Origin of the sequence: Aquimarina agarilytica ZC1 (genome assembly GCF_000255455.1) — a bacterium.
Classification (GTDB): domain Bacteria; phylum Bacteroidota; class Bacteroidia; order Flavobacteriales; family Flavobacteriaceae; genus Aquimarina; species Aquimarina agarilytica.
In genome coordinates this window covers 1-20,580 of the sequence record NZ_JH621285.1, presented here as the reverse complement: position 1 = coordinate 20,580, position 20,580 = coordinate 1, and the positions used below count along the sequence as shown (strand labels likewise).

At 28.8% G+C, this 20,580-nt stretch carries 20 protein-coding genes; 8 read left to right on the top strand and 12 right to left on the bottom strand.

What is annotated here, in order from left to right; all coding sequences use genetic code 11:
* Nucleotides 1-48: 48 nt before the first annotated feature.
* The 8 genes from dnaN to KQA_RS0215755 all read left to right on the top strand — a co-directional run bounded on the left by dnaN (nt 49) and on the right by KQA_RS0215755 (nt 7,098).
* Nucleotides 49-1,167 carry a DNA polymerase III subunit beta gene (gene dnaN / locus KQA_RS0215790; protein WP_010182487.1) on the top strand — a complete coding sequence of 373 codons (1,119 nt, stop codon included), beginning with the start codon at nt 49-51 and terminating at the stop codon, nt 1,165-1,167.
* 138 nt (nt 1,168-1,305) lie between these two features.
* A complete protein-coding gene (gene rfbA / locus KQA_RS0215785; protein ID WP_010182486.1) occupies nt 1,306-2,181 on the top strand; it encodes a glucose-1-phosphate thymidylyltransferase RfbA in 876 nt (291 codons plus the stop codon).
* A 4-nt stretch (nt 2,182-2,185) separates the two neighbouring features.
* Nucleotides 2,186-2,758: a dTDP-4-dehydrorhamnose 3,5-epimerase gene (rfbC, locus tag KQA_RS0215780; protein WP_010182484.1), complete on the top strand. Its 573-nt coding sequence runs from the start codon at nt 2,186-2,188 to the stop codon at nt 2,756-2,758.
* The gene (gene rfbD, locus KQA_RS0215775; protein ID WP_010182483.1) at nt 2,751-3,608 is read left to right on the top strand and encodes a dTDP-4-dehydrorhamnose reductase; all 858 of its coding nucleotides are present in this window, start codon (nt 2,751-2,753) and stop codon (nt 3,606-3,608) included. Before rfbC (KQA_RS0215780) ends, rfbD (KQA_RS0215775) begins: the two co-directional genes overlap by 8 nt.
* Before the next feature lie 13 nt (nt 3,609-3,621).
* Entirely contained in the window at nt 3,622-4,635 is a 1,014-nt protein-coding gene (gene rfbB, locus KQA_RS0215770) for a dTDP-glucose 4,6-dehydratase (protein WP_010182481.1), read from the top strand.
* 4 nt (nt 4,636-4,639) lie between these two features.
* A complete protein-coding gene (locus tag KQA_RS0215765) occupies nt 4,640-5,590 on the top strand; it encodes a KpsF/GutQ family sugar-phosphate isomerase (protein ID WP_010182480.1) in 951 nt (316 codons plus the stop codon).
* Between the two features lie 33 nt (nt 5,591-5,623).
* Nucleotides 5,624-6,343: a 3-deoxy-manno-octulosonate cytidylyltransferase gene (gene kdsB / locus KQA_RS0215760; protein WP_010182479.1), complete on the top strand. Its 720-nt coding sequence runs from the start codon at nt 5,624-5,626 to the stop codon at nt 6,341-6,343.
* Between the two features lie 20 nt (nt 6,344-6,363).
* On the top strand, nt 6,364-7,098 hold the full coding sequence (locus KQA_RS0215755) for a tyrosine-protein phosphatase (protein WP_010182478.1): 735 nt from the start codon (nt 6,364-6,366) through the stop codon (nt 7,096-7,098).
* Between the two features lie 28 nt (nt 7,099-7,126).
* Here KQA_RS0215755 and KQA_RS0215750 read toward each other — a convergent pair whose 3' ends face one another.
* The 12 genes from KQA_RS0215750 to KQA_RS0215695 form a co-directional block, all read right to left on the bottom strand.
* A complete protein-coding gene (locus KQA_RS0215750; RefSeq protein WP_010182476.1) occupies nt 7,127-9,514 on the bottom strand; it encodes a GumC family protein in 2,388 nt (795 codons plus the stop codon).
* 23 nt (nt 9,515-9,537) lie between these two features.
* Entirely contained in the window at nt 9,538-10,338 is an 801-nt protein-coding gene (locus KQA_RS19130) for a polysaccharide biosynthesis/export family protein (protein ID WP_010182474.1), read from the bottom strand.
* 194 nt (nt 10,339-10,532) lie between these two features.
* Complete coding sequence (locus tag KQA_RS0215740; RefSeq protein WP_010182473.1) at nt 10,533-11,873, bottom strand: hypothetical protein; 1,341 nt, start codon at nt 11,871-11,873, stop codon at nt 10,533-10,535.
* Nucleotides 11,874-11,912: 39 nt separating this feature from the next.
* Nucleotides 11,913-13,073, bottom strand: coding sequence for a glycosyltransferase family 4 protein (locus KQA_RS0215735; RefSeq protein ID WP_010182472.1), 1,161 nt, complete (start codon nt 13,071-13,073; stop codon nt 11,913-11,915).
* 143 nt (nt 13,074-13,216) lie between these two features.
* The gene (rfbB, locus tag KQA_RS0215730) at nt 13,217-14,236 is read right to left on the bottom strand and encodes a dTDP-glucose 4,6-dehydratase (RefSeq protein ID WP_010182471.1); all 1,020 of its coding nucleotides are present in this window, start codon (nt 14,234-14,236) and stop codon (nt 13,217-13,219) included.
* Complete coding sequence (rfbD, locus tag KQA_RS0215725) at nt 14,233-15,096, bottom strand: dTDP-4-dehydrorhamnose reductase (RefSeq protein ID WP_029209626.1); 864 nt, start codon at nt 15,094-15,096, stop codon at nt 14,233-14,235. The genes rfbB (KQA_RS0215730) and rfbD (KQA_RS0215725) overlap by 4 nt, the downstream gene beginning before the upstream one ends.
* Entirely contained in the window at nt 15,089-15,661 is a 573-nt protein-coding gene (rfbC, locus tag KQA_RS0215720; RefSeq protein ID WP_010182469.1) for a dTDP-4-dehydrorhamnose 3,5-epimerase, read from the bottom strand. Before rfbC (KQA_RS0215720) ends, rfbD (KQA_RS0215725) begins: the two co-directional genes overlap by 8 nt.
* Complete coding sequence (rfbA, locus tag KQA_RS0215715) at nt 15,658-16,539, bottom strand: glucose-1-phosphate thymidylyltransferase RfbA (RefSeq protein ID WP_010182467.1); 882 nt, start codon at nt 16,537-16,539, stop codon at nt 15,658-15,660. The genes rfbC (KQA_RS0215720) and rfbA (KQA_RS0215715) overlap by 4 nt, the downstream gene beginning before the upstream one ends.
* 27 nt (nt 16,540-16,566) lie before the next feature.
* A complete protein-coding gene (locus KQA_RS0215710) occupies nt 16,567-17,559 on the bottom strand; it encodes an NAD-dependent epimerase/dehydratase family protein (protein WP_010182466.1) in 993 nt (330 codons plus the stop codon).
* Nucleotides 17,556-18,623: a hypothetical protein gene (locus tag KQA_RS0215705; protein ID WP_010182465.1), complete on the bottom strand. Its 1,068-nt coding sequence runs from the start codon at nt 18,621-18,623 to the stop codon at nt 17,556-17,558. Before KQA_RS0215705 ends, KQA_RS0215710 begins: the two co-directional genes overlap by 4 nt.
* On the bottom strand, nt 18,620-19,753 hold the full coding sequence (locus KQA_RS0215700; RefSeq protein WP_010182464.1) for an NAD-dependent epimerase/dehydratase family protein: 1,134 nt from the start codon (nt 19,751-19,753) through the stop codon (nt 18,620-18,622). The genes KQA_RS0215705 and KQA_RS0215700 overlap by 4 nt, the downstream gene beginning before the upstream one ends.
* Nucleotides 19,754-19,938: 185 nt before the next feature.
* Nucleotides 19,939-20,511: an acyltransferase gene (locus KQA_RS0215695; protein ID WP_010182463.1), complete on the bottom strand. Its 573-nt coding sequence runs from the start codon at nt 20,509-20,511 to the stop codon at nt 19,939-19,941.
* Between the last annotated feature and the right edge of the window lie 69 nt (nt 20,512-20,580).

Sequence of the window (20,580 nt, the reverse complement as noted above, 5' to 3'; positions counted from 1 at the left end):
CGGAAGTATTCAAATTATATTTGTAATACTAGATAAAATACACATATCATGAAATTCATCGTTTCGAGCTCCTATTTACTCAAACAATTACAAGTTTTGGGTGGGGTTATAAATAATAATAACGCACTACCAATATTAGATAATTTCCTTTTTGAACTTATAGGAAACGATTTATTAGTATCTGCTTCCGATTTAGAAACTACCATAGTTGCTAAAATACAAGTTGAATCTGAAGATAGTGGGAATATTGCCGTACCCGCTAAACTTTTATTGGAAACCTTAAAAACATTTCCAGAACAGCCTTTAACTTTTGTATTGCAAGATAATAACACCATTGAAATTAGCTCAAATCATGGTAAATATGCGCTAGCTTATGCCGATGGTAATGAATTTCCTAAAGCGGTTAGTTTAGAGGAACCTAGTGCCACCAATATCCCTGGAAATGTATTAGCAAACGCAATTAGCAAAACTATTTTTGCTTCTGGAAACGATGAACTAAGACCCGTAATGAGCGGTGTTTTCTTTCAATTTTCACCTGAAGAATTAACTTTTGTTGCCACAGATGCTCATAAACTAGTAAAATATACACGTAGTGATGTTACGGCTAATCAAGTGGCCGAATTCATTATGCCCAAAAAGCCTTTGAATTTATTAAAAAGTATTTTAGCAGGATCGGATACTGATGTCCTAATCGAATACAACGAATCAAATGCTAAATTTAGTTTTGATGATGTAGAATTAGTGTGTAGACTTATCGATGGTAAATATCCTAATTACGAAGCCGTAATTCCTAAAGAAAACCCAAATAAACTAAGTATAGAGCGTTCTCAATTTTTAAGCTCGGTACGTCGTGTTTCTATTTTTTCGAATAAAACCACGCATCAAATTCGCTTAAAAATAGCTGGGGCAGAATTAAATATTTCTGCTGAAGATATAGACTACTCCAATAAAGCAGAAGAGCGCTTAACTTGTGATTATCAAGGTGACGATATACAAATAGGCTTTAACTCTCGCTTTTTTGTTGAAATGTTAAACAACCTTAATGCCACTGATGTTCAATTAGAAATGTCTTTACCTAACAGGGCTGGAATTTTAACTCCTATTGATGGATTAGAAGAAGGTGAAAAGGTAACTATGCTTGTAATGCCTGTGATGCTAAATAGCTAACATTTTAATATCACAATAAAAAAATCCGATAGCATGGCTATCGGATTTTTTTATATTTTAAGTGATTTTTGGTTACCGAATCATTATAGTACATTTGTTACTTATTGATTTCAAATCAAAAAATGTAACTTTTAATTAATGAAAGGAATTGTATTAGCAGGTGGGAATGGCACGCGTTTATATCCTATTACGAAAGGAGTCTCCAAGCAATTATTGCCTGTTTATAATAAACCCATGATTTATTATCCTATTTCCGTTTTATTGCTATCCGGAATTACTGAAATATTAATCATATCTACACCACAGGATTTACCTTATTTTGAACGAATGCTCGGAGACGGAAACGAATTAGGCATTTCATTTACTTATAAAGTACAGTTGCATCCTAATGGTTTAGCCGAAGCTTTTATAATTGGGGAAGAATTTATAGGAAATGATGATGTCTGTTTAATTTTAGGTGATAATATTTTTTATGGACATGGTTTTTCCGAACTATTAGCAAAATCAGTAAAAAATGTAACTAACAACGATACTGCCACTGTTTTTGGTTATTATGTTAATGATCCAGAACGCTATGGTGTAGTATCATTTGACACTAATGGAAAAGCAATTAGTATTGAAGAAAAGCCAACTAAACCAAAAAGCAATTATGCCGTTGTAGGACTCTATTTTTATCCAAATTCAGTAATAAAAATTGCAAAAGCAACTACACCTAGCCAACGTGGTGAATTAGAAATCACTGCTGTTAATCAAGCTTATTTAACTCAAGGAAAGCTTTCAGTTGAACTCATGGGTAGAGGATATGCATGGTTTGACACGGGTACACATAACTCATTATTAGAAGCCTCAAATTTTATACAAACTATTGAGAATAGACAAGGTCTAAAAATTGCTTGTTTAGAAGAAATTGTTTATGAAAAAGGATATATTGATGACAAACAACTTAAAAATTTAGCAATACCACTTTCTAAAAATGAATACGGAAGCTATTTATTACGATTATTAAAAAACTAGATTGATGAAAATTACTCCTACTGAAATTCCAGATGTAATGATCATTGAACCTCATGTTTTTCATGATCAAAGAGGTTACTTTATTGAAAGTTATAATAAAGAAAAATTTCCATCAAAATTTCAGCATATTGATTTTGTCCAAGATAACGAATCAAAATCTAGTTATGGTGTTTTAAGAGGTTTACATTACCAAATTGCCCCCTATTCTCAAACAAAATTAGTACGCGTTATTAAAGGTAGCGTTATTGACGTAATTGTAGATATAAGAAAAGGTTCTCCTACTTTTGGTAACAATGTTATCCTTGAGTTAAGTGAACACAATAAAAAACAACTTTTTATACCTAGAGGTTTTGCTCACGGATTTGTGGTAACCAGTAAAACTGCTATTTTTTCCTATAAATGTGACAACTATTATAGTCCAACACATGATAGAGGTATTTTATATAATGACCCTGCCTTAAAAATTGACTGGAAAGTCCCAACAAAAGAATTGATACTTTCCGAAAAGGATAAAAATTTACCTTTACTAAAAGGTATAGCTGACTTATTTGATTACAAAACTGATCTATATGAATAATATTTTGGTTACAGGAGCAAATGGTCAACTTGGCTCAGAAATAAAAGCACTAGCTCATCTGTTTAATGAATTCGTTTTTTTCTTCACCGATAAGGATGATTTAGATATTACCAATATCGATGTCATAAGAACATTTATTAAAGCAAAAAACATCAATTCCATTATAAATTGTGCTGCCTACACCGCTGTAGATTTAGCCGAAGATGAGTTTGAAATGGCTGATTTATTAAATCACAAAGCAACAAAAAACTTAGCTAAGATCACAAAAGAGTTTAATTTGAAACTAATACACATATCTACCGATTATGTTTTTAATGGAAAATCAAACGTCCCTTATAATGAAAATGATATTACCGATCCAGAAAGTATTTATGGTAAAACTAAATTGAATGGAGAACTTTCATTAAAAAAAATAGCCCCTAAAAACAGTATTATTATACGAACTGCCTGGCTATATTCGAGCTATGGAAACAACTTTATTAAAACCATGCTGCGTTTGGGTAAAGAAAAAGATGTTTTAAATGTAATATATGACCAAATAGGCAGTCCTACTTATGCACTTGATTTAGCGCTTGTCATTTTAAAAATTCTACCTAAAATAAATAATAAAAAAACAGAAACTTATCATTACACCAATGAAGGCGTTTGTAGTTGGTACGATTTTGCCATAGCTATTTTTGAAATTAAAAAAATAAAATGTCAAGTAATTCCAATTCCAACAGCTGCTTATCCAACTAAGGCGGCAAGACCGCATTACAGTATTTTAGACAAACAAAAAATTAAAAATTCTTTTGATATTACTATTCCACACTGGAGAAATTCTTTAAAAGAATGTTTAGACAAACTATAACTTTTTGAATCAAATGAAATCAATATTATTAACAGGAGGAGCCGGGTTTATAGGAGCTAATTTCATTAGTTATTTTTTAGAAGCTTATCCCGAATATTCACTAATTAATCTAGATGCCTTAACCTATGCCGCTAATGTTGATCATATTGAACTATCTGATAATATAAAAAAAAGATATACATTTATTGAAGGCTCAATTTGTAATAGACCACTCGTTGAATCCATTTTTAAAAAATATAACATTAAAGGAGTTTTACATTTTGCTGCAGAATCACATGTAGATAATTCCATAAAAAATCCTGGTATTTTTATTGAAACCAACGTTACTGGAACTTTTACTTTAATTGATGTAGCTTTCAAAAAATGGATGGATAAACCTTTTATTTACAAAAATGAATATAAAGATTGTAGGTTTTTACATGTTTCAACAGATGAAGTTTATGGCACACTAGGAAAGACGGGGCTATTTACCGAAACTACCCCTTATGCCCCTAACTCACCTTATAGTGCATCAAAAGCGTCGTGTGATATGATTGTGCGTAGTTATCACCACACCTATGGTATGAATACTATAATTACAAACTGCTCCAATAATTATGGCCCTAAACAACATAACGAGAAATTAATTCCTACAATTATTCGTAAAGCCCTTTCGGGAGAAGCTATACCTATTTATGGTGATGGTAAAAACATAAGAGATTGGCTTTATGTTTTAGATCACTGCAAAGGGATTGATATTGCTTTTCACAAAGGAATTTCGGGTGAAGTATACAATATTGGCGGACGTAATGAAAAAGATAATTTATACATTGTAAACAAAATATGTAGTATTTTAGATAAACAAGTTCCAAATAAAATACCTTATGCTTCTTTAATTACCTTTATAGAAGATAGAGCTGGTCATGATAAAAGATATGCTATTGATGCCACAAAAATTGAAGATACATTAGGTTGGAAAGCAGATGAAAATTTTGAATCTGGAATAAAAAAAACCATTAATTGGTATATAAAAAAATACACCAAATAACGTATTGGAAAAAGAGTATACACATATCGCAAAGCAAGTTATTGACATTGAAGCCAAAGCTTTAAATGATTTAAAAAATAGTATAGACTCAAATTTTAATGAAGCTGTAACTACCATTTTAAAAGCCAAAGGCAAAGTTGTAGTTACTGGCATAGGTAAATCTGGTCATATTGGGCGAAAAATTGCAGCCTCCTTTGCCAGCACAGGTACACCTAGCTTCTTTTTACATCCATCTGAAGCCATTCATGGAGACTTAGGAATGATTAGTAAAGAAGATATTGTACTAGCTATAGCTAATTCTGGAGAGACAACAGAGATTATTCGTTTAATACCTTTTACTAAAGAAAACAACATTCCATTAATATCTATTTCAAGTAGACCTAATTCAACACTAGCACAAAAATCTAATATTCACATTTCAATAGGTCGCTTTGAAGAAGCATGCCCTTTTAACATGGCACCTACAACTTCGAGTTTATTAACGTTAGCCATCGGTGATGCTTTGATGGTTGCATTAATGAATGGACGTGGATTTAATGAAGAAAATTTTGCTAAACTTCATCCAGGAGGAAACATAGGCAAACGTCTTTTAGACACTGTTTCGGACACTATGAAAACAGAAAACCTTCCTTTTTTAGATACCAATACACCTATGATTGATGTTATTTATACTATTAATTCGGGTAGATGCGGACTTGGAATAGTTGGAAATGTCAATGATGTCAAAGGTATTATTACCGATGGAGATTTAAGACGAGCAATGAATAGTACACAGAAGGATTTTTTCAATCTTACTGCTAAAGAAGTAATGACTATAAAACCAAAGTTCATTTCAAAAGTTACTAAATTAATTGATGCCAAAAACGTCATGAATTCTCATAAAATCACTAGTCTATTAGTTGGAAATACACATCAATTAGATGGTGTTATCCAAATGCACGACATTAATTTGTAACTTTCAAAAAAAATACAATTACTAAATAACATGATGAAAAAAATCATCGTCATACCCGCACGCTTAAAATCGTCAAGATTACCCAACAAACTATTATTGGATTTAGGAGGAAAAAGTATAATCCAACGTGTTTACGAACAATGCATTAAGGCTACTAATATTGATGCCGTTTATATTGCTGTTGATGATCAAAAGTTAGTGACACATTGTTCCTTGTTCACTAATAATGTAATTTTAACAAGTAAAGATCATCAATCGGGTACCGACAGGATTGCTGAAGCTGTAACCAATATAAATTGTGATGCTATTATAAATGTACAAGGTGACGAACCTTTTATTGACCCTAAGTTAATTGAAGGCATTGCAGATGCACTTAATAATACAGAAATGGTAAGTGCTAAATGTAAACTAGATAATTTACATGAAATTGAAGACCCCAACAATGTAAAAGTAATTACTGATAAAAATTCAAAAGCAATTTATTTTTCTAGATCAGTTATCCCTTTTAATAGAGACCAAATTGATTTACAAAATATTAGTTATTACAAGCATTTAGGTATTTATGGATACTCAAAAAAATTTTTAATCGAATTTTCTAATATGAAACCTACCTTATTAGAAAGTACAGAAAAATTAGAACAATTAAGAGTTATTGAAAATGGACATTCCATTCACATGGTACATTCTGAACACAATGGAATTGGGATTGATACGTTACATGATTATCAAAAAGCTCAAAAACATTTCCTATAAAATATTATTACTAAAAACTAATGTTCTCAATATTCAATAAAAAAATAAAGATTTCCGAACTCTTCAATGACGCAACAGACATTCACAACCATGTACTACCTGGTATAGATGATGGTGCTAAAACAATTGAAGATTCCTTGGAAATGCTTGAAAAATTCAAAGCACTAGGGTTCAAATCAATAAATGCCACTCCACACACCATGAGTGACTTTTACCCAAATACTAAAGAAAGTATTTTTGAAGCACTTACAAATGTTCAAGGTCAATTAAAAAACGATAGTATTAGACTTAAAGCAACTAGTGAATACATGTTAGATCCCAACTTTGAAGAAGTATTAAAAAATAATCCTGAAAAGCTTCTCACCTTTAATGATAATCACATACTAGTAGAGATGTCCTTTTACAGACCTTATGATCGTTTTGAAGAAGTATTATATGACTTACAATTAAAAGGTTTTCAACCCATACTAGCTCACCCAGAGCGATATCTATATTATGCAGATAAAATTACATACTTTACAACATTAAAAAATAAAGGAGTAAGGTTACAACTTAACACACTATCCTTAACAAATCATTACGGAACAAAAACTAATGAAATTACCAAAAAATTATTAGCTGATGATTTGTATGATTTTATAGGAACTGATGCCCATAAAATAGAACATTTAAATAAGATTGAAACTATAAAAATAGCCTCAAAATATTCAAATACTATTTCAAAACTTTTGCAAAATAACAAAGCCCTATTTTAAAATAGGGCTTTGTTATTTATATTAAAAATTACGATCTTTTAAATATTTTTTGATACCATTTTTGATTTACATCTTCCCCGTAACCATAACCATATTTAGTTCCATATCCTAAATTATTTTCTTTCACATCATTTATCACAAAAGCTAAACCATTTAACTTTTTATCTTTTAATAGTTGCATTGGATACTGTAATAATCTTGTATCTGTAAACCCTGCTCTAGTTACGTACAAGGTAACATCTGCTATTTTACTTATCAATAATGTATCTGTTACTAACATAGTTGGAGCCGTATCAACAATTACAATATCATAATCTCCGCTTACTTTATCAACTAGACCCACTAATCTTCCATTATTTAATAACTCCGTTGGATTAGGAGGTATTCTTCCCGAGAAAATTACATCTACATTAGTCTTATTATGATTTACATTGGTAATAACTTCATCAACTACCACATCATCATCATACAAATATTCTGACAATCCTTTAGATTTCTTTGTCTCTGTTTGTTCAAATCTATGTAATTGAGGGTTACGAATATCTGCTCCAATAATTAATATTTTATTTCCAGCCTCAGCTAATGACAAACATAAATTATAAGATACAAATGTTTTCCCTTCACCTTTAATAGTTGAAGTAACAAAAACATTAAGTGCTTTACCATCTATATGCTTTCCTTTGGAAAAATAATCAAGATTCGTTGTTAATATCCTAAAAGACTCTCCTAATGGAGTCCGGTCATTTCGTCCAATAACATCCTTCTCGTTCCTTTTTATTCGAGGTAATTCTGACAAAACAGGAATTCCGTTAGTCGCTAACTCTACATCATTTTTAGAATGAATTTTGGTATCCATTAAATCATTCACATAAATAAATCCAAAAGGAACTAACAAACCTAATACCATTGCTGCTAAAAGAATAATCTTCTTTTTTGGTGCTATTGGATGCTGTAAACTGTAGGCCTTATCTATAATTTTAGCAACTGGCTCTGTTACTGACATGGAAATGGATGTTTCTTCTCTCTTTTTTAATAAAAATAAATATAATGACTCTTTAATCTGTTGCTGCCTCTCAATTACTCTAAAATCTTTTTCTATAGCTGGGATTGAAGCTATTTTGTAATTAATTTTTGATTGTTCTTTTTCATAATCTTTTTTAGTAATTAAAAAGTTATTTTTCTGATTTCTCAAAGCTTCTAATAGGTTTAACTTCTGAGCTTCGATATCAGAGGTTAAATCAATTACCAATGGATTTAATTCCGTAGAATTCGTTAACAAACGATCTCTTTCTAAAACTAATTTATTGTATTGATCTATAGAATTATTAACTCCCCCATCTGCTAACCCTATATTAGGAGGTAGTATATCTGATTTTCTATTAGAGTCTTTTAAATATGATATCATTGAATTTGTTAAATCCAATTGTGTTTCTATATTTAAAATCCTTTTCTTTGAATCACTAACTTCATCAATAAAAACCTCAGCTTCAGCTTTCATATCAGTAAGTTTATTTCCCTTTTTAAAAACTTTTTTTATAATTTCAATAGAATCTAACTCTCGTGATATCAAACGAAGTCTTTCGGATATAAAATTAGCCGTATTCTTTGACAACAGATTCTTGTCATCAATTGCCTGTTGGTTATAATATTTTATCAACGTATTTAATACATCTCTTGACTTATACTTATTAGTAGCCTTCGTAGAAATATCAATTATACTACTACGTTTCCCTTTTTTTTCAGCTAAAATTTCTCTTTGCAAAATTGACACATAATAATCTATTGGTAAAATTGATAGACTAACACTCTCTATAGGTTCTTTTGCTTTTTTATTTTTTAAAAATTGATTTGATTTTTCTATTACAAGACTCCCTTGTTCAAAAGGGATTATAGTACCATAATTGTATTCTTTAACAACATCATTCTCAACATCATTTAATATAAAACTATGATCAGATTTTAATTCTATTAAAAGTTCTTTTAATGATTCTAAGTCATCTTTCCTAATGTTTTTATTCCATTCAAATTTAATTTCAAAAGGGGAATAACTATAGGCATCAATTGTTTTTAATCCCTTTTTGGCTTCTTGAATAACATTTAAATTTAATTCTTTGGTTATGGTCGTTAATAGGGTTTTTGATTTAATAATATCAATCTCATCATCTATATCTGTATTTCCACCTGCTACTCCAAGATCAGCAAATGCAGCTAATTCAGACAAACCTCTACCTTCAGTTTTATCTTTAATCAAAACAGTTATGATTGATTGATATACCGAATTAGATCTAACTAAATATATTGAAGCAAATAGCAATGAAATGAAAACAGCAACTACGAACCATTTCCAATGAGTCAAATACTTTGTCAATTCTTGATTTAAAGAAAATTCTTCTTCTTTTTGTAAAGAGTTAATCATATAATGTTTATGAAATATTTTAATTAATTATTGTTATTTCTATTATTACTGTTTTGCAAATTAATTAATACACCAATAACTGAAATAACAGTACCTGCTACAGATACAACTAGGGGGGTGTTCTTAATGATAGATGAACTTGATTGTACTCTTACACTTGAAGGAGAAACCATTAATACATCATTTTGCTGTAAAAAATAGTATGGTGAATTAAAAATTGATGATTTTGTAAAATCAATTTTATTGTAGGTTTTCTTTCCATTTTCTTCTCTTATAAGCAATACATCTTTTCGCTTACCCAAAATTGTCATATCTCCAGCCCTACTAAGTGCTTCAAGAATTGTAATTCTTTCATCTGGTATACTGAAAGTACCTGGCTGACTTACCTCTCCTAATACAGATACTTTAAAATTTGTTATTCTCAAGTTTATTATGGGATTCTTAACATATTTCGATATTTCCGACTTCAAATATTCAACTGCATTTATTTTGGACAAACCAGCTAAATGTATACTTCCAAGCACCGGGAATTCTATATTCCCATTTGCATCAACCAAATATGACTGTATTCTTTGACTTCCATTTACTAAATCTCCATTTCCTGTGGAAATAATTGGTAGATTGAAAGGCTGAGCTGACTTTTTATCTACTGACGAAACTGTTATTGAAAGTAAATCATTCTTTCTTATTATTGGCTCATATTCAATAGAACTATTTAAATTTTCAACTGATTCTATATCTTGAAAATATAAAATATTCTTTTTTGAAGCGCAAGAAACCATTAGTATTGCACTGAAAATTATTGTTATTTTTTTAAAACTCATAGTTAGTTTATTCTTTTACTTATAACTTTTTGTCTTACTTTTTTCTTTGATTAAAAATAAATTCAAAAATATACAGTATAATCTTATTATCCCAGAAATTAGCAACCAATTAAAATTTTATTTTTTTAGTTAATTATTCTCAAAAGTATACACAATACTAAAAAGACCCATCTATCTTAAATAAACAAAACATATTATAATAACAACTTAAACCTTAATTTATTCAAAAAGAATAATGCAAATTTAACCATCAAAAGTGCTATTAAAAAGCTTAACACCTTCTTTACAGAGCTATATAAGTCACCCCTTAATAAATAGAACTCAAAACCTAAAAAAAATAAATAAAAAATTTTAAACCTAATACTTGATTTTCTTTCGTGAAATAACACATCACTGTAAGCATTAAAAACTACTAGAGCGATCAAAAAAATAAATACACCAACAATACCAAAATTAGCATATCCTTCGCCTAAAAAAGGCATAGAAACATTAGTGTAGGAATAATGGCTTAATTCTGCCATCATTTGCCCAGTACCAACAGGTCTATTTTGCCAACTAGACTCTTGTATAAAAAAAAGCAAACTCCCTAACAATTGCCTTCCATAAGTTATTACCCCAAGGTTAAGTAAATTTGCAAAATTATAAAAAGCATCTAAATGAGCTGATTGAAATAATTCTCCTCCAATGTAAATAGCATTTCTATCACTTCTGAATAAATTAAAAAAAGGAAATAAAAAAAGAACACCTAAAAAAAAGGAAATAGGATATACCATTTTTTTTTTCATTAATGGAACAAAAATTAAGAGTATTGGCAAATAATATGTGACCAAATCACCTCTATTTAACGATAATGGAAATGCTGTTAGTAATACTAAAATAAATAAATAATAATTAGATCTATTGTAGATGTATTTGTAGAGTATTAATACAATAATAGGAACCGCTCTAATTATTAACAACAATGTATAACCTATCAAACCAAAATTTGTATTTTCTTTTTGCCAGTGGTTTGGCGGTCTTTTGAAAATTACATTTATATCAAATTTTACTAGAATTAAAAATAAAATAAAAGCTAAACTACTAATTAAAAAAAAAGCTTTTATTATGTTGTTATTTTCATCATTTACAGTTGTCAAAAATTTCTTTCTTTTTAATATTGAAATTAATAATCCATAAATAATTAAATATACTATTTGCACTAGAACTAAAATAAAGCCTAATTTAATATAAATTTCATCTTTAATAATACCTGCCCTAAAAAAGCTTACTTCATTTTTTAATTGAATTACAGGAGCTAAAGCAATAAAGAAGTAAGTAAAAATATGGTATGTTTTATTCAATGAAAAGCTCCATTTGTCAATTGACAAAAAAATCCCATATAGAGAAAGAAGTGCCACTATAAAAAACTGTGTAATAGCTCTAAAATTATAATTAGACCCAGAATCATTGTAAAATATAATAAGACTAACAAAAGATAATATCATAAAAGCTACAACATTTGTATTGATTGTATATGTTGAAAAAAATCTATTCATACATGACGACTATTGAATCTAACATCTCTACCTGAAATATTATAAACCTCTTATATTTTGATTATACATCTTATCAAAAACTTTCTTATACTCTTTTGTAATTATTTCTTGATCAAATTCTTTTTCTGCTTTAATTCTTGATTGCCTTCCAAATTCAAGCCTTTTAGTTTCCGATAATATTAAAACTTCAATTTTTTCTTTTAATTCTTTAACAGATTTTACTGGTACTTTAAATCCATTTATTCCTTCATCTACACATTCTCTGCATCCTACCGCATCAGTTGTTATTATAGGTAAACCCATTGCACAGGCTTCTGCTAAAACAGTTGGAAGCCCCTCTCTATATGATGGCAAAACAACTATATCGGTTTCTTCATATACAGAAATCATATCCTCTTCGAAATCAAACCATTCCAAATACCCCTCCATTTCAATACTGCTCAAATATTCTTTAGGAATACATTCTCTATTTCCCTTATCAATCATACCATAAAGCTTAAAAAAAACTTTATCCTTATACTTGCTTTTTAAAGCAATGGCCGCTTTAACAAATTCTCTCACACCTTTATCCCAAAGCATTCTACTAGGTAAAATAACCTGAATCTTTTCTTTAGAATTTAATCTTACTTCTTTTTTAGATTTAAATTTTTTTAAATCAACACCTACACCATTAACTACTGAATAATTATTTTTTGAATTAATAATGTTTAATTTAATAAAAGAAGCCAAATCATCTTTGTTTTCAAAAAAGATATAGGAATCTAAATTATTAAAAGCTATTCTATATAAGACTACCACTACTCTTCTTAAAAAAATCTTATTCTCATTAGAAAAAACGTAACCTAAACCACAAATAGTATTTATGGCCTTAACCTTAAAAAACTTTGCAACTAACAATCCATAAATTATCGGCTTTATAGTTACTTGATAGACTACTGTTGGTTTGTACTTTTTGTATAATTTAAATATTTGTATTAAAACATTAATTTCTGCAAATAAATTAACTCCCTTTCTATTAAAATCAATATTTACAAATTCGAAACCTAATTTTTTAATTTCATCACTTCTACCTGTATCCTTTGCCGCTACAACAATTTCAATTTCTTCCCTTTTGAATGAATTTACTATTTGTATTCGATGTAACAGAAAAAACCAATCTGTATTTATAATTATTAAAATTTTATTCCTTCTTTCTGACATAAAATACTAATATAAAATTGTATTTTTTTTTTACAACCTCCTTATTATCAAATTTTTCAATAAATCACAACAAAATTGAGTTACTAAAAATTATTTACAAATCTTAAAAACTACTAAAACTTTAAAATAAAAGTTAAAATCTATTATTTAGATTTAGAGTATTTTTGAATATACCATTCAATAGTTTTTTCAATTCCCGTCTCAAAGTTTTCATCGGCTTTCCAACCTAAATTATTTTCTATTTTTGAAGCATCAATAGCATATCTCCGATCATGACCTGCCCTATCTTCTACAAAAGTAATCAGTGAAGAATAAGAAATACTCTTTGGCATTCTTTTATCCAAAATATCACATATTTTATTTACAATAAATAAATTATTTTTTTCATTTTTCCCTCCGATATTATATACTTCACCTGAAATCCCTTTATGAAAAGCGATATCGATGCCTTTACAGTGATCCAAAACATAAAGCCAATCCCTTATATTTAGCCCATCACCATATATAGGTATCTGTTCTCCCTGTAAAGCTTTACGTATTATAGTCGGAATCAATTTTTCATCATGTTGTTTAGGTCCATAATTATTTGAACAATTAGTGATTACAGTATTCATACCATAAGTATGATGATAACTACGAACAATCATATCGCTTGCTGCCTTTGAAGCACTATAAGGTGAATTAGGTGCATATGGTGTTGTCTCTTTAAATAGACCAGTCTTTCCTAACGTACCATAAACTTCATCTGTTGAAATATGTAAAAATCTACAATCCTTATATTCATTTTTATAGCTAAAAGGTTTATCCATCCATTTTTTAAAAGCAACATCAATCAAAGTAAAAGTTCCAGTAACATTGGTTTCAATAAAAACACCTGGATTTTTAATAGAATTATCTACATGTGATTCTGCTGCAAAATGTAATACTCCTTCTATATTATTATCTTCAAAAATGGTTTCAATGAGTAACCTATCACAAATTGAACCTTTTATAAAAGTATATCTTTCTTTTACAGAAGCAGATAATTCAATATTACCTAAGTTGGCTGCATAAGTTAATACATCTAAATTAATCAAACGATATTGAGGATAGACTTCTAAAAAATAATTTATAAAATTAGAACCTATAAATCCTGCTCCTCCTGTAAGTAAAATTGATTTCATTTAACTATTTTTTTTAAACAATCTTCTAACGAATCTTTCCAATAAGGAATTTCAATAGAAAACTTCTCTTTAATTTTTTGTTTATTTAAAACACTATAATGTGGTCTTGTTGCTTTTGTTTTATAAAATAAACTTGGTATTGGTTTAACATTGCAATTAATATTATTAATTTCAAAAATAGTTTTAGCAAAATCATACCAGCTACAAACTCCTTCATTTGTATAATGATATATTTCTACCTCAGTATTCTTTATATTAGATAGAATAGATAGAATGACAAAAGCTAGATCTTTCGCATAAGTAGGACTTCCTAATTGGTCATCTATAATATTAAGTTGCTCTCTTTCTGTTCCTAATTTAAGCATGGTTTTTACAAAATTATTACCAAATTCAGAATACACCCATGCAGTTCTTATAATCACAGTATTTGAAAGCCCTAAACTTCTAAGCGCGTTTTCGCCATCAAGTTTTGTTCTCCCATAAACACTTTTTGGATCAGTTTTATGATCTTCTAGATATGGCATGTACGCCTTGCCATTAAACACATAATCAGTAGAAATGTGTATTAACTTTAAATCATACTTCTTTGCTATCTCCCCTATTTTTTTTACTGAAATATGATTTATCAAATTAGCATATTCGATATCATCTTCTGCTAAATCTACTTTAGTATAAGCTGCGCAATTTATAATACTATTAATTTTATTTTTTTTAATAAAATTTACTAATTGATTAGCATTACTGACATCAATCTCATCTCTTTTTACAAAAAAAAAGTTGTAAGATTTAAATTTAGAGGCTAACGATTTAATTTCGGAACCTAATTGCCCATTGGCCCCAGTAACTAAAACATTATTCATATAAATTGATATTAAAGTCAAACAAATCTTTTGCATCTTTCAAAAAAGGCTGTTTTTTATCTTTTTCAGAAAGTATAAGTTTATCAACTGTTACCTTCCAATCAATTTTTAAAGCAGGATCATCAAACATTATACCTCTATCATGTTCTGGACTATAATAATTATCGCATTTATATGAAAAAACAGTATCTTCAGAAGTTACTACAAATCCATGTGCAAACCCTCTTGGCACAAATAATTGTTTTTTATTCTCACCAGTAAGTTCTACAGCCACATGACAACCAAAAGTTGGAGAACCTTTTCTAATATCTACTGCTACATCCAAAACACTTCCCTTTATAACTCTAACTAATTTTGATTGACAAAAAGGAGCTATTTGATAATGTAAGCCTCTTAAAACACCCAAGCTTGATTTAGACTCGTTATCTTGTACAAAATCAATAAATTGATATTTAGAAGGAAATTTTTCTTTATTATAACTTTCAAGAAAATAACCTCTATTATCTCCGAAAATTTTAGGCTCAATTACTAAAACATCCGGAATTGTTGTTTTTGTTATAATCATTTATTTTTTTTTGCTAGACGTTGTAAATATTTTCCATATTCATTTTTTTGTAATGGCTTAGCTAATTTTTCAAGCTGAATAGCTGAAATATAGCCTTTTTCAAAAACAATTTCTTCCAAACAAGCTACTTTTAGTCCTTGTCTATTTTCTATAGTTTGAATAAAATTAGATGCTTCTAGTAACGAATCATGTGTGCCTGTATCAAACCAAGCATACCCCCTCCCCATTAACTCTACTTTTAATTGTTTTTTCTCTAGGTATTTTTGATTTACTGTAGTAATTTCTATTTCACCTCGACTACTTGGCTTAACTTTTTTAGCAATCTTGATAACTGAATTAGGATAAAGATACACCCCTACTACAGCATAATTACTTTTAGGCACATCAGGCTTCTCTTCTATACTTATAACTTCTCCCTTATCATTAAATTCTACAACCCCATAACGCTCAGGGTCATTTACATAATACCCAAAAACAGTAGCTGTATTTAATTTAGATACATTTTTAACCGAATTAGCTAATAATTCGGTTAATCCATGTCCATGGAAGATATTATCACCTAAAATTAAGCACACATTATCATTACCAATAAATTCTTCTCCCAAAATAAAGGCTTCTGCCAAGCCATTTGGATGTTCTTGTATTTTATATTCAAACAAAATTCCCAATTCAGATCCATCTCCTAATAAACGTTGAAACATAGATATATCTTCAGGTGTGGAAATAATCAAAATTTCTTTTATCCCAGCCAAAAGCAAAACTGAAATAGGATAATAAACCATAGGTTTATTATATACTGGTGTTAACTGTTTAGATATTCCTTTTGTTATAGGATATAATCTCGTACCACTTCCTCCTGCTAATATAATTCCCTTCATTGAAAAGTTATTTTATTAAAATTATATCTATTCTGAGTAAAAAACAACATCATCATCCTTTTTAGAAGCAAATTCATACTTTAATGTATGATCTAAACCTTCTTGCAAAGAAAAAGGTGAAGTAAAACTACTATGAATTTTCGTAGCATTAAATTGTGTTTTAGCACAAAACTTTTTGACTCTTACCGAACTAATTGCATATTTTCGATTGGTGATTTTAGAAATCAAATCAAAAGCATAACCTGTCAGCATACCTAATGAATAAGGCATTTTAATAGATTTACCTTTTTTATTTAAACTTTTATGAACTTGAGAAACAAGCTCATTCATTGTTAAATCTGGATTATCTACATAATTATATACTTTATACCCTTTAGCATTATTATTAATAGCCTTTTTAATAAAAGCAACAACATTACCTACATAAGCCATAGACTTTTTATTTAGGCCATCTCCAATCATAACAAATCTTCCTGATGCTATTTGCTTTAGTAAATTATACACATTCCCTCTATTTCTTTCACCAAATATTACTGTAGGTCTTATTATAGTAATGTTTTTATCTTTAGTATCTTTATCATACCAAGATTTTATAACTTTTTCGGCCTCCCATTTTGATTTACCGTAATGATTAAATGGGTCTATATCATGTGTCTCATCTGGATTATCTTTATTCAAACCATAAACAGCAACTGAACTAGTAAAAAACAAATCTTTCACTCCATACTGATCCATAGCATCTAATACATTTTGTGTCCCCTTAACATTTACATCATAATACAAACTTTTAGGTGAAATATCATCCCTATGCTCAGCAGCTAAAAGTACAACATTACTTATATCATTATTATTAAAAATAGCATCTAATTGCTCCTTATTTCTTATATCTCCAATCACAGTAATTTCCTTAAAAAAAGGACTCTGATTTTTATCAAAATTAATCACTTTACTAACATCCCCTAATTGCGAGAGTAATCTTGATCCTACAAAACCACTTCCTCCAATAACTAAAGTCCTCATTTATAATTTTTTTTATTTATAATTTCATTATTATACCAAATATCATTATAGTTTTCATCAAATAAACTTTTTAACCAACCGTTGATTGATAATGAATCGTAAAGATCTTCGGGTAATGGTTCATAATCGTCATTAAAAAAATCTAATCTCAACCCTAAACTAGGATCATCTCTTTCAATTACAATAATATTTTTAGGATTATAAAAACTATATTTTAATATTTCTTTATTAGTGGTAATAATTTTCTTTTCTGCTCCTATTGCCTCAAAAGTTCTAATTGTCAAACCCTTTTGATCTGAATGATTAATATCCAATATAACTTTAGATGATTCATATAAGCTACATATATTTTCAAAACTTAAACCTTTAAAACTTATATTTTTTAATTCTACATTTTTAAAATTTTTATCAAATAATTTTCTGAAAATATAGTACCACAAAGCCTGAATATAAAAAAAAACGTAATGCTTTAACTCTTTTTTTTCGCACCATTCCTTTATTTTTTTAGTAATATCGTATCTATCAGAATGTACTGTACTTATTGATAATAAATGGAAATCCTTATTCCTTTTAGAATATCTTATTTTTTTAAACTCATCAATAAAAAAAAGTGGTCGAAATTTTAAATCATACTCCTTACAATCATAAGGATCAAAAGAAAACTTACAATTAAAGTACTTTAAATTTTCTAATGAATATTTATTATTTTTAAAAGAATCCCAGTTATAATAAATTCTTTTACTCTTGGGGTTTATTTTTATAAATTCTTCTAAAAAAAAAGCAGGAACAGATTCTCCCTTATTAACTAACAAATAATCATAATCAACACTAGCAATACTATTTAATATATTCAAATAGTATTTTCTTATCCTTCCTTCTATTAAACCTTTTTTAAATCTAATAACTGCTTTAACTATACTATTATTTGTAGGCCTTTCATCATAATAATCGACTAATGCTCCATTATTTATTAAACATTCTTCAATTTTTTTTTCTAAAGAAAAAAACTTTACTGAAATAAAAAGAACCCTTTTATCTTTTAAAAATCCATATTCTGTAATCATTTCAATAAGCCCTTACTTTTCATTTCCTCAAGTGAATCATCTAATTTATCTTCTGATACTTCTTGTTCAAGTACCCATTTTGAAAATCTTGAGATACCTTCAGTAAAACTAACCGATGGCTTAAAACCTAATAATTCATTAATTTTTGACATATCTGCAAAATTATGTCTAATATCTCCTAATCTAAACTTTCCATTTATTGATATGGGAACGTTAATCCCATAAGATTCAACTAAGGTTTTCGCTACTGTAAATACATCTGTAGCCACTCCAGAACCAACATTAAACACCTCACCATTAGCTTCCTCTTTTACCAATCCTAATATGGTAGCATTAACTACATCATCAATATACACAAAATCTCTACTCTCTGTTCCATCCTCAAAAACCTGTATCCCATTTCCATTTCTTATTTGAGTTGAAAAAATAGATAATATTCCTGTGTAAGGATTTGATAAAGATTGCCCGGGTCCATAAACATTTTGATATCTAAACGCCACTGGTTTAATACCTAATGTTGGACAAACAGCCATTATCATTTGTTCTTGATTTTGTTTAGTAATACCATAAACTGAAGAAGGATGAATTTTTGATTCTTCATCAGTAGCAACTAACTCTAAATTATCAGAACCTTTATATTTAACCTTAAAATCCCCTTTCAGCATATCTTTATCATCTCTATGCTTTGGATAAACATCTCCCAATTCAGGGTGTATATATTTACCCTCTCCATAAATAGACCTTGATGAAGCTACTAGTACTTTTTTTACAGAATTATTAGTATTAGCAAGAATATCTAACATTAATGCTGTTCCCTGAATATTTACTTCTGTGTATTTCTCAATACAATACATCGATTGTCCCGTACCTGTTTCTGCAGCAAGATGCATTATAACATCTTGATCAAGCAATACTTTTTCCCAAGAAACTCTATCTGTTACCGAGCCTTTAACAAAGATTACTTTATCTTTTATACTATTGTATAGAGGTGACATTTCCTCAGGAAATTCTCCATGAATTTGCTTAGACAAGTTGTCTAACACAGTAACCTTATAGCCTTTAGCTACTAATGCCAATGCCATACGGCTACCTATAAAACCAGCTCCACCCGTTATTAAAATGTTTTTCATTCTAATTTGATTTTTCAAAAATTATTTTGATTTACAATTATTAAACACTAAAAAAATAATTTAAATTTTTCTGTTTTATGCAAAATAAGCAAACTCCCAACATTAAACTAATTAAAAAAACTTAATCCCGTTAGATCAAACACCTAATTACTTAATATTTATTAGTTCTATTAAATAGATTTGTACTATATAAAAGATCCATCAGAATTTGTTTTTTGCCATTTTTTTGTTTCTACATTAAATCTTTTTACTATACGAGCTGGAGCACCTACAATAACAGAATAACTTGGAAAATCTCCTCTCACAACTGAATTAGCACCTACAATACATTGTTTTCCTAAAATTGTTCCAGCTTGTATAACTGCTCCGTATCCGATAAAACAATTTTCTCCAATTACAGTTTTTTTATTTATTAATTTTTGTTCCATTATATGAACAGAAATATCTTGATAATTATGTTCCGTATTTGTTATAAAAACATTTGCAGAAATAGTAACATCTTTATTTATAACTAGTTTATCATCATTAGAAACAACGTGTAGATTATTACCAATAGAAACATTATCTCTTATCACTATTGCTGAATTATTGCTAACTACTTCTAATCTTACTCCGGGATATATCCTAACTCGCTTACCTATAAAAATTTTCCTTGATTTTTTTATTATTAAAGGTTTTCCTATGTACGAGGGAAAACCAAAACTCCCAAAATAAAACTTGTAAACTAAACCTCTTATTACCCAAAAAAACTTCTTCATTTATAAAATTTAAGTAAATAATCCTCGGGGCAAGCCCACGAGGCATTAAAATAATTTTAGCTGATTATC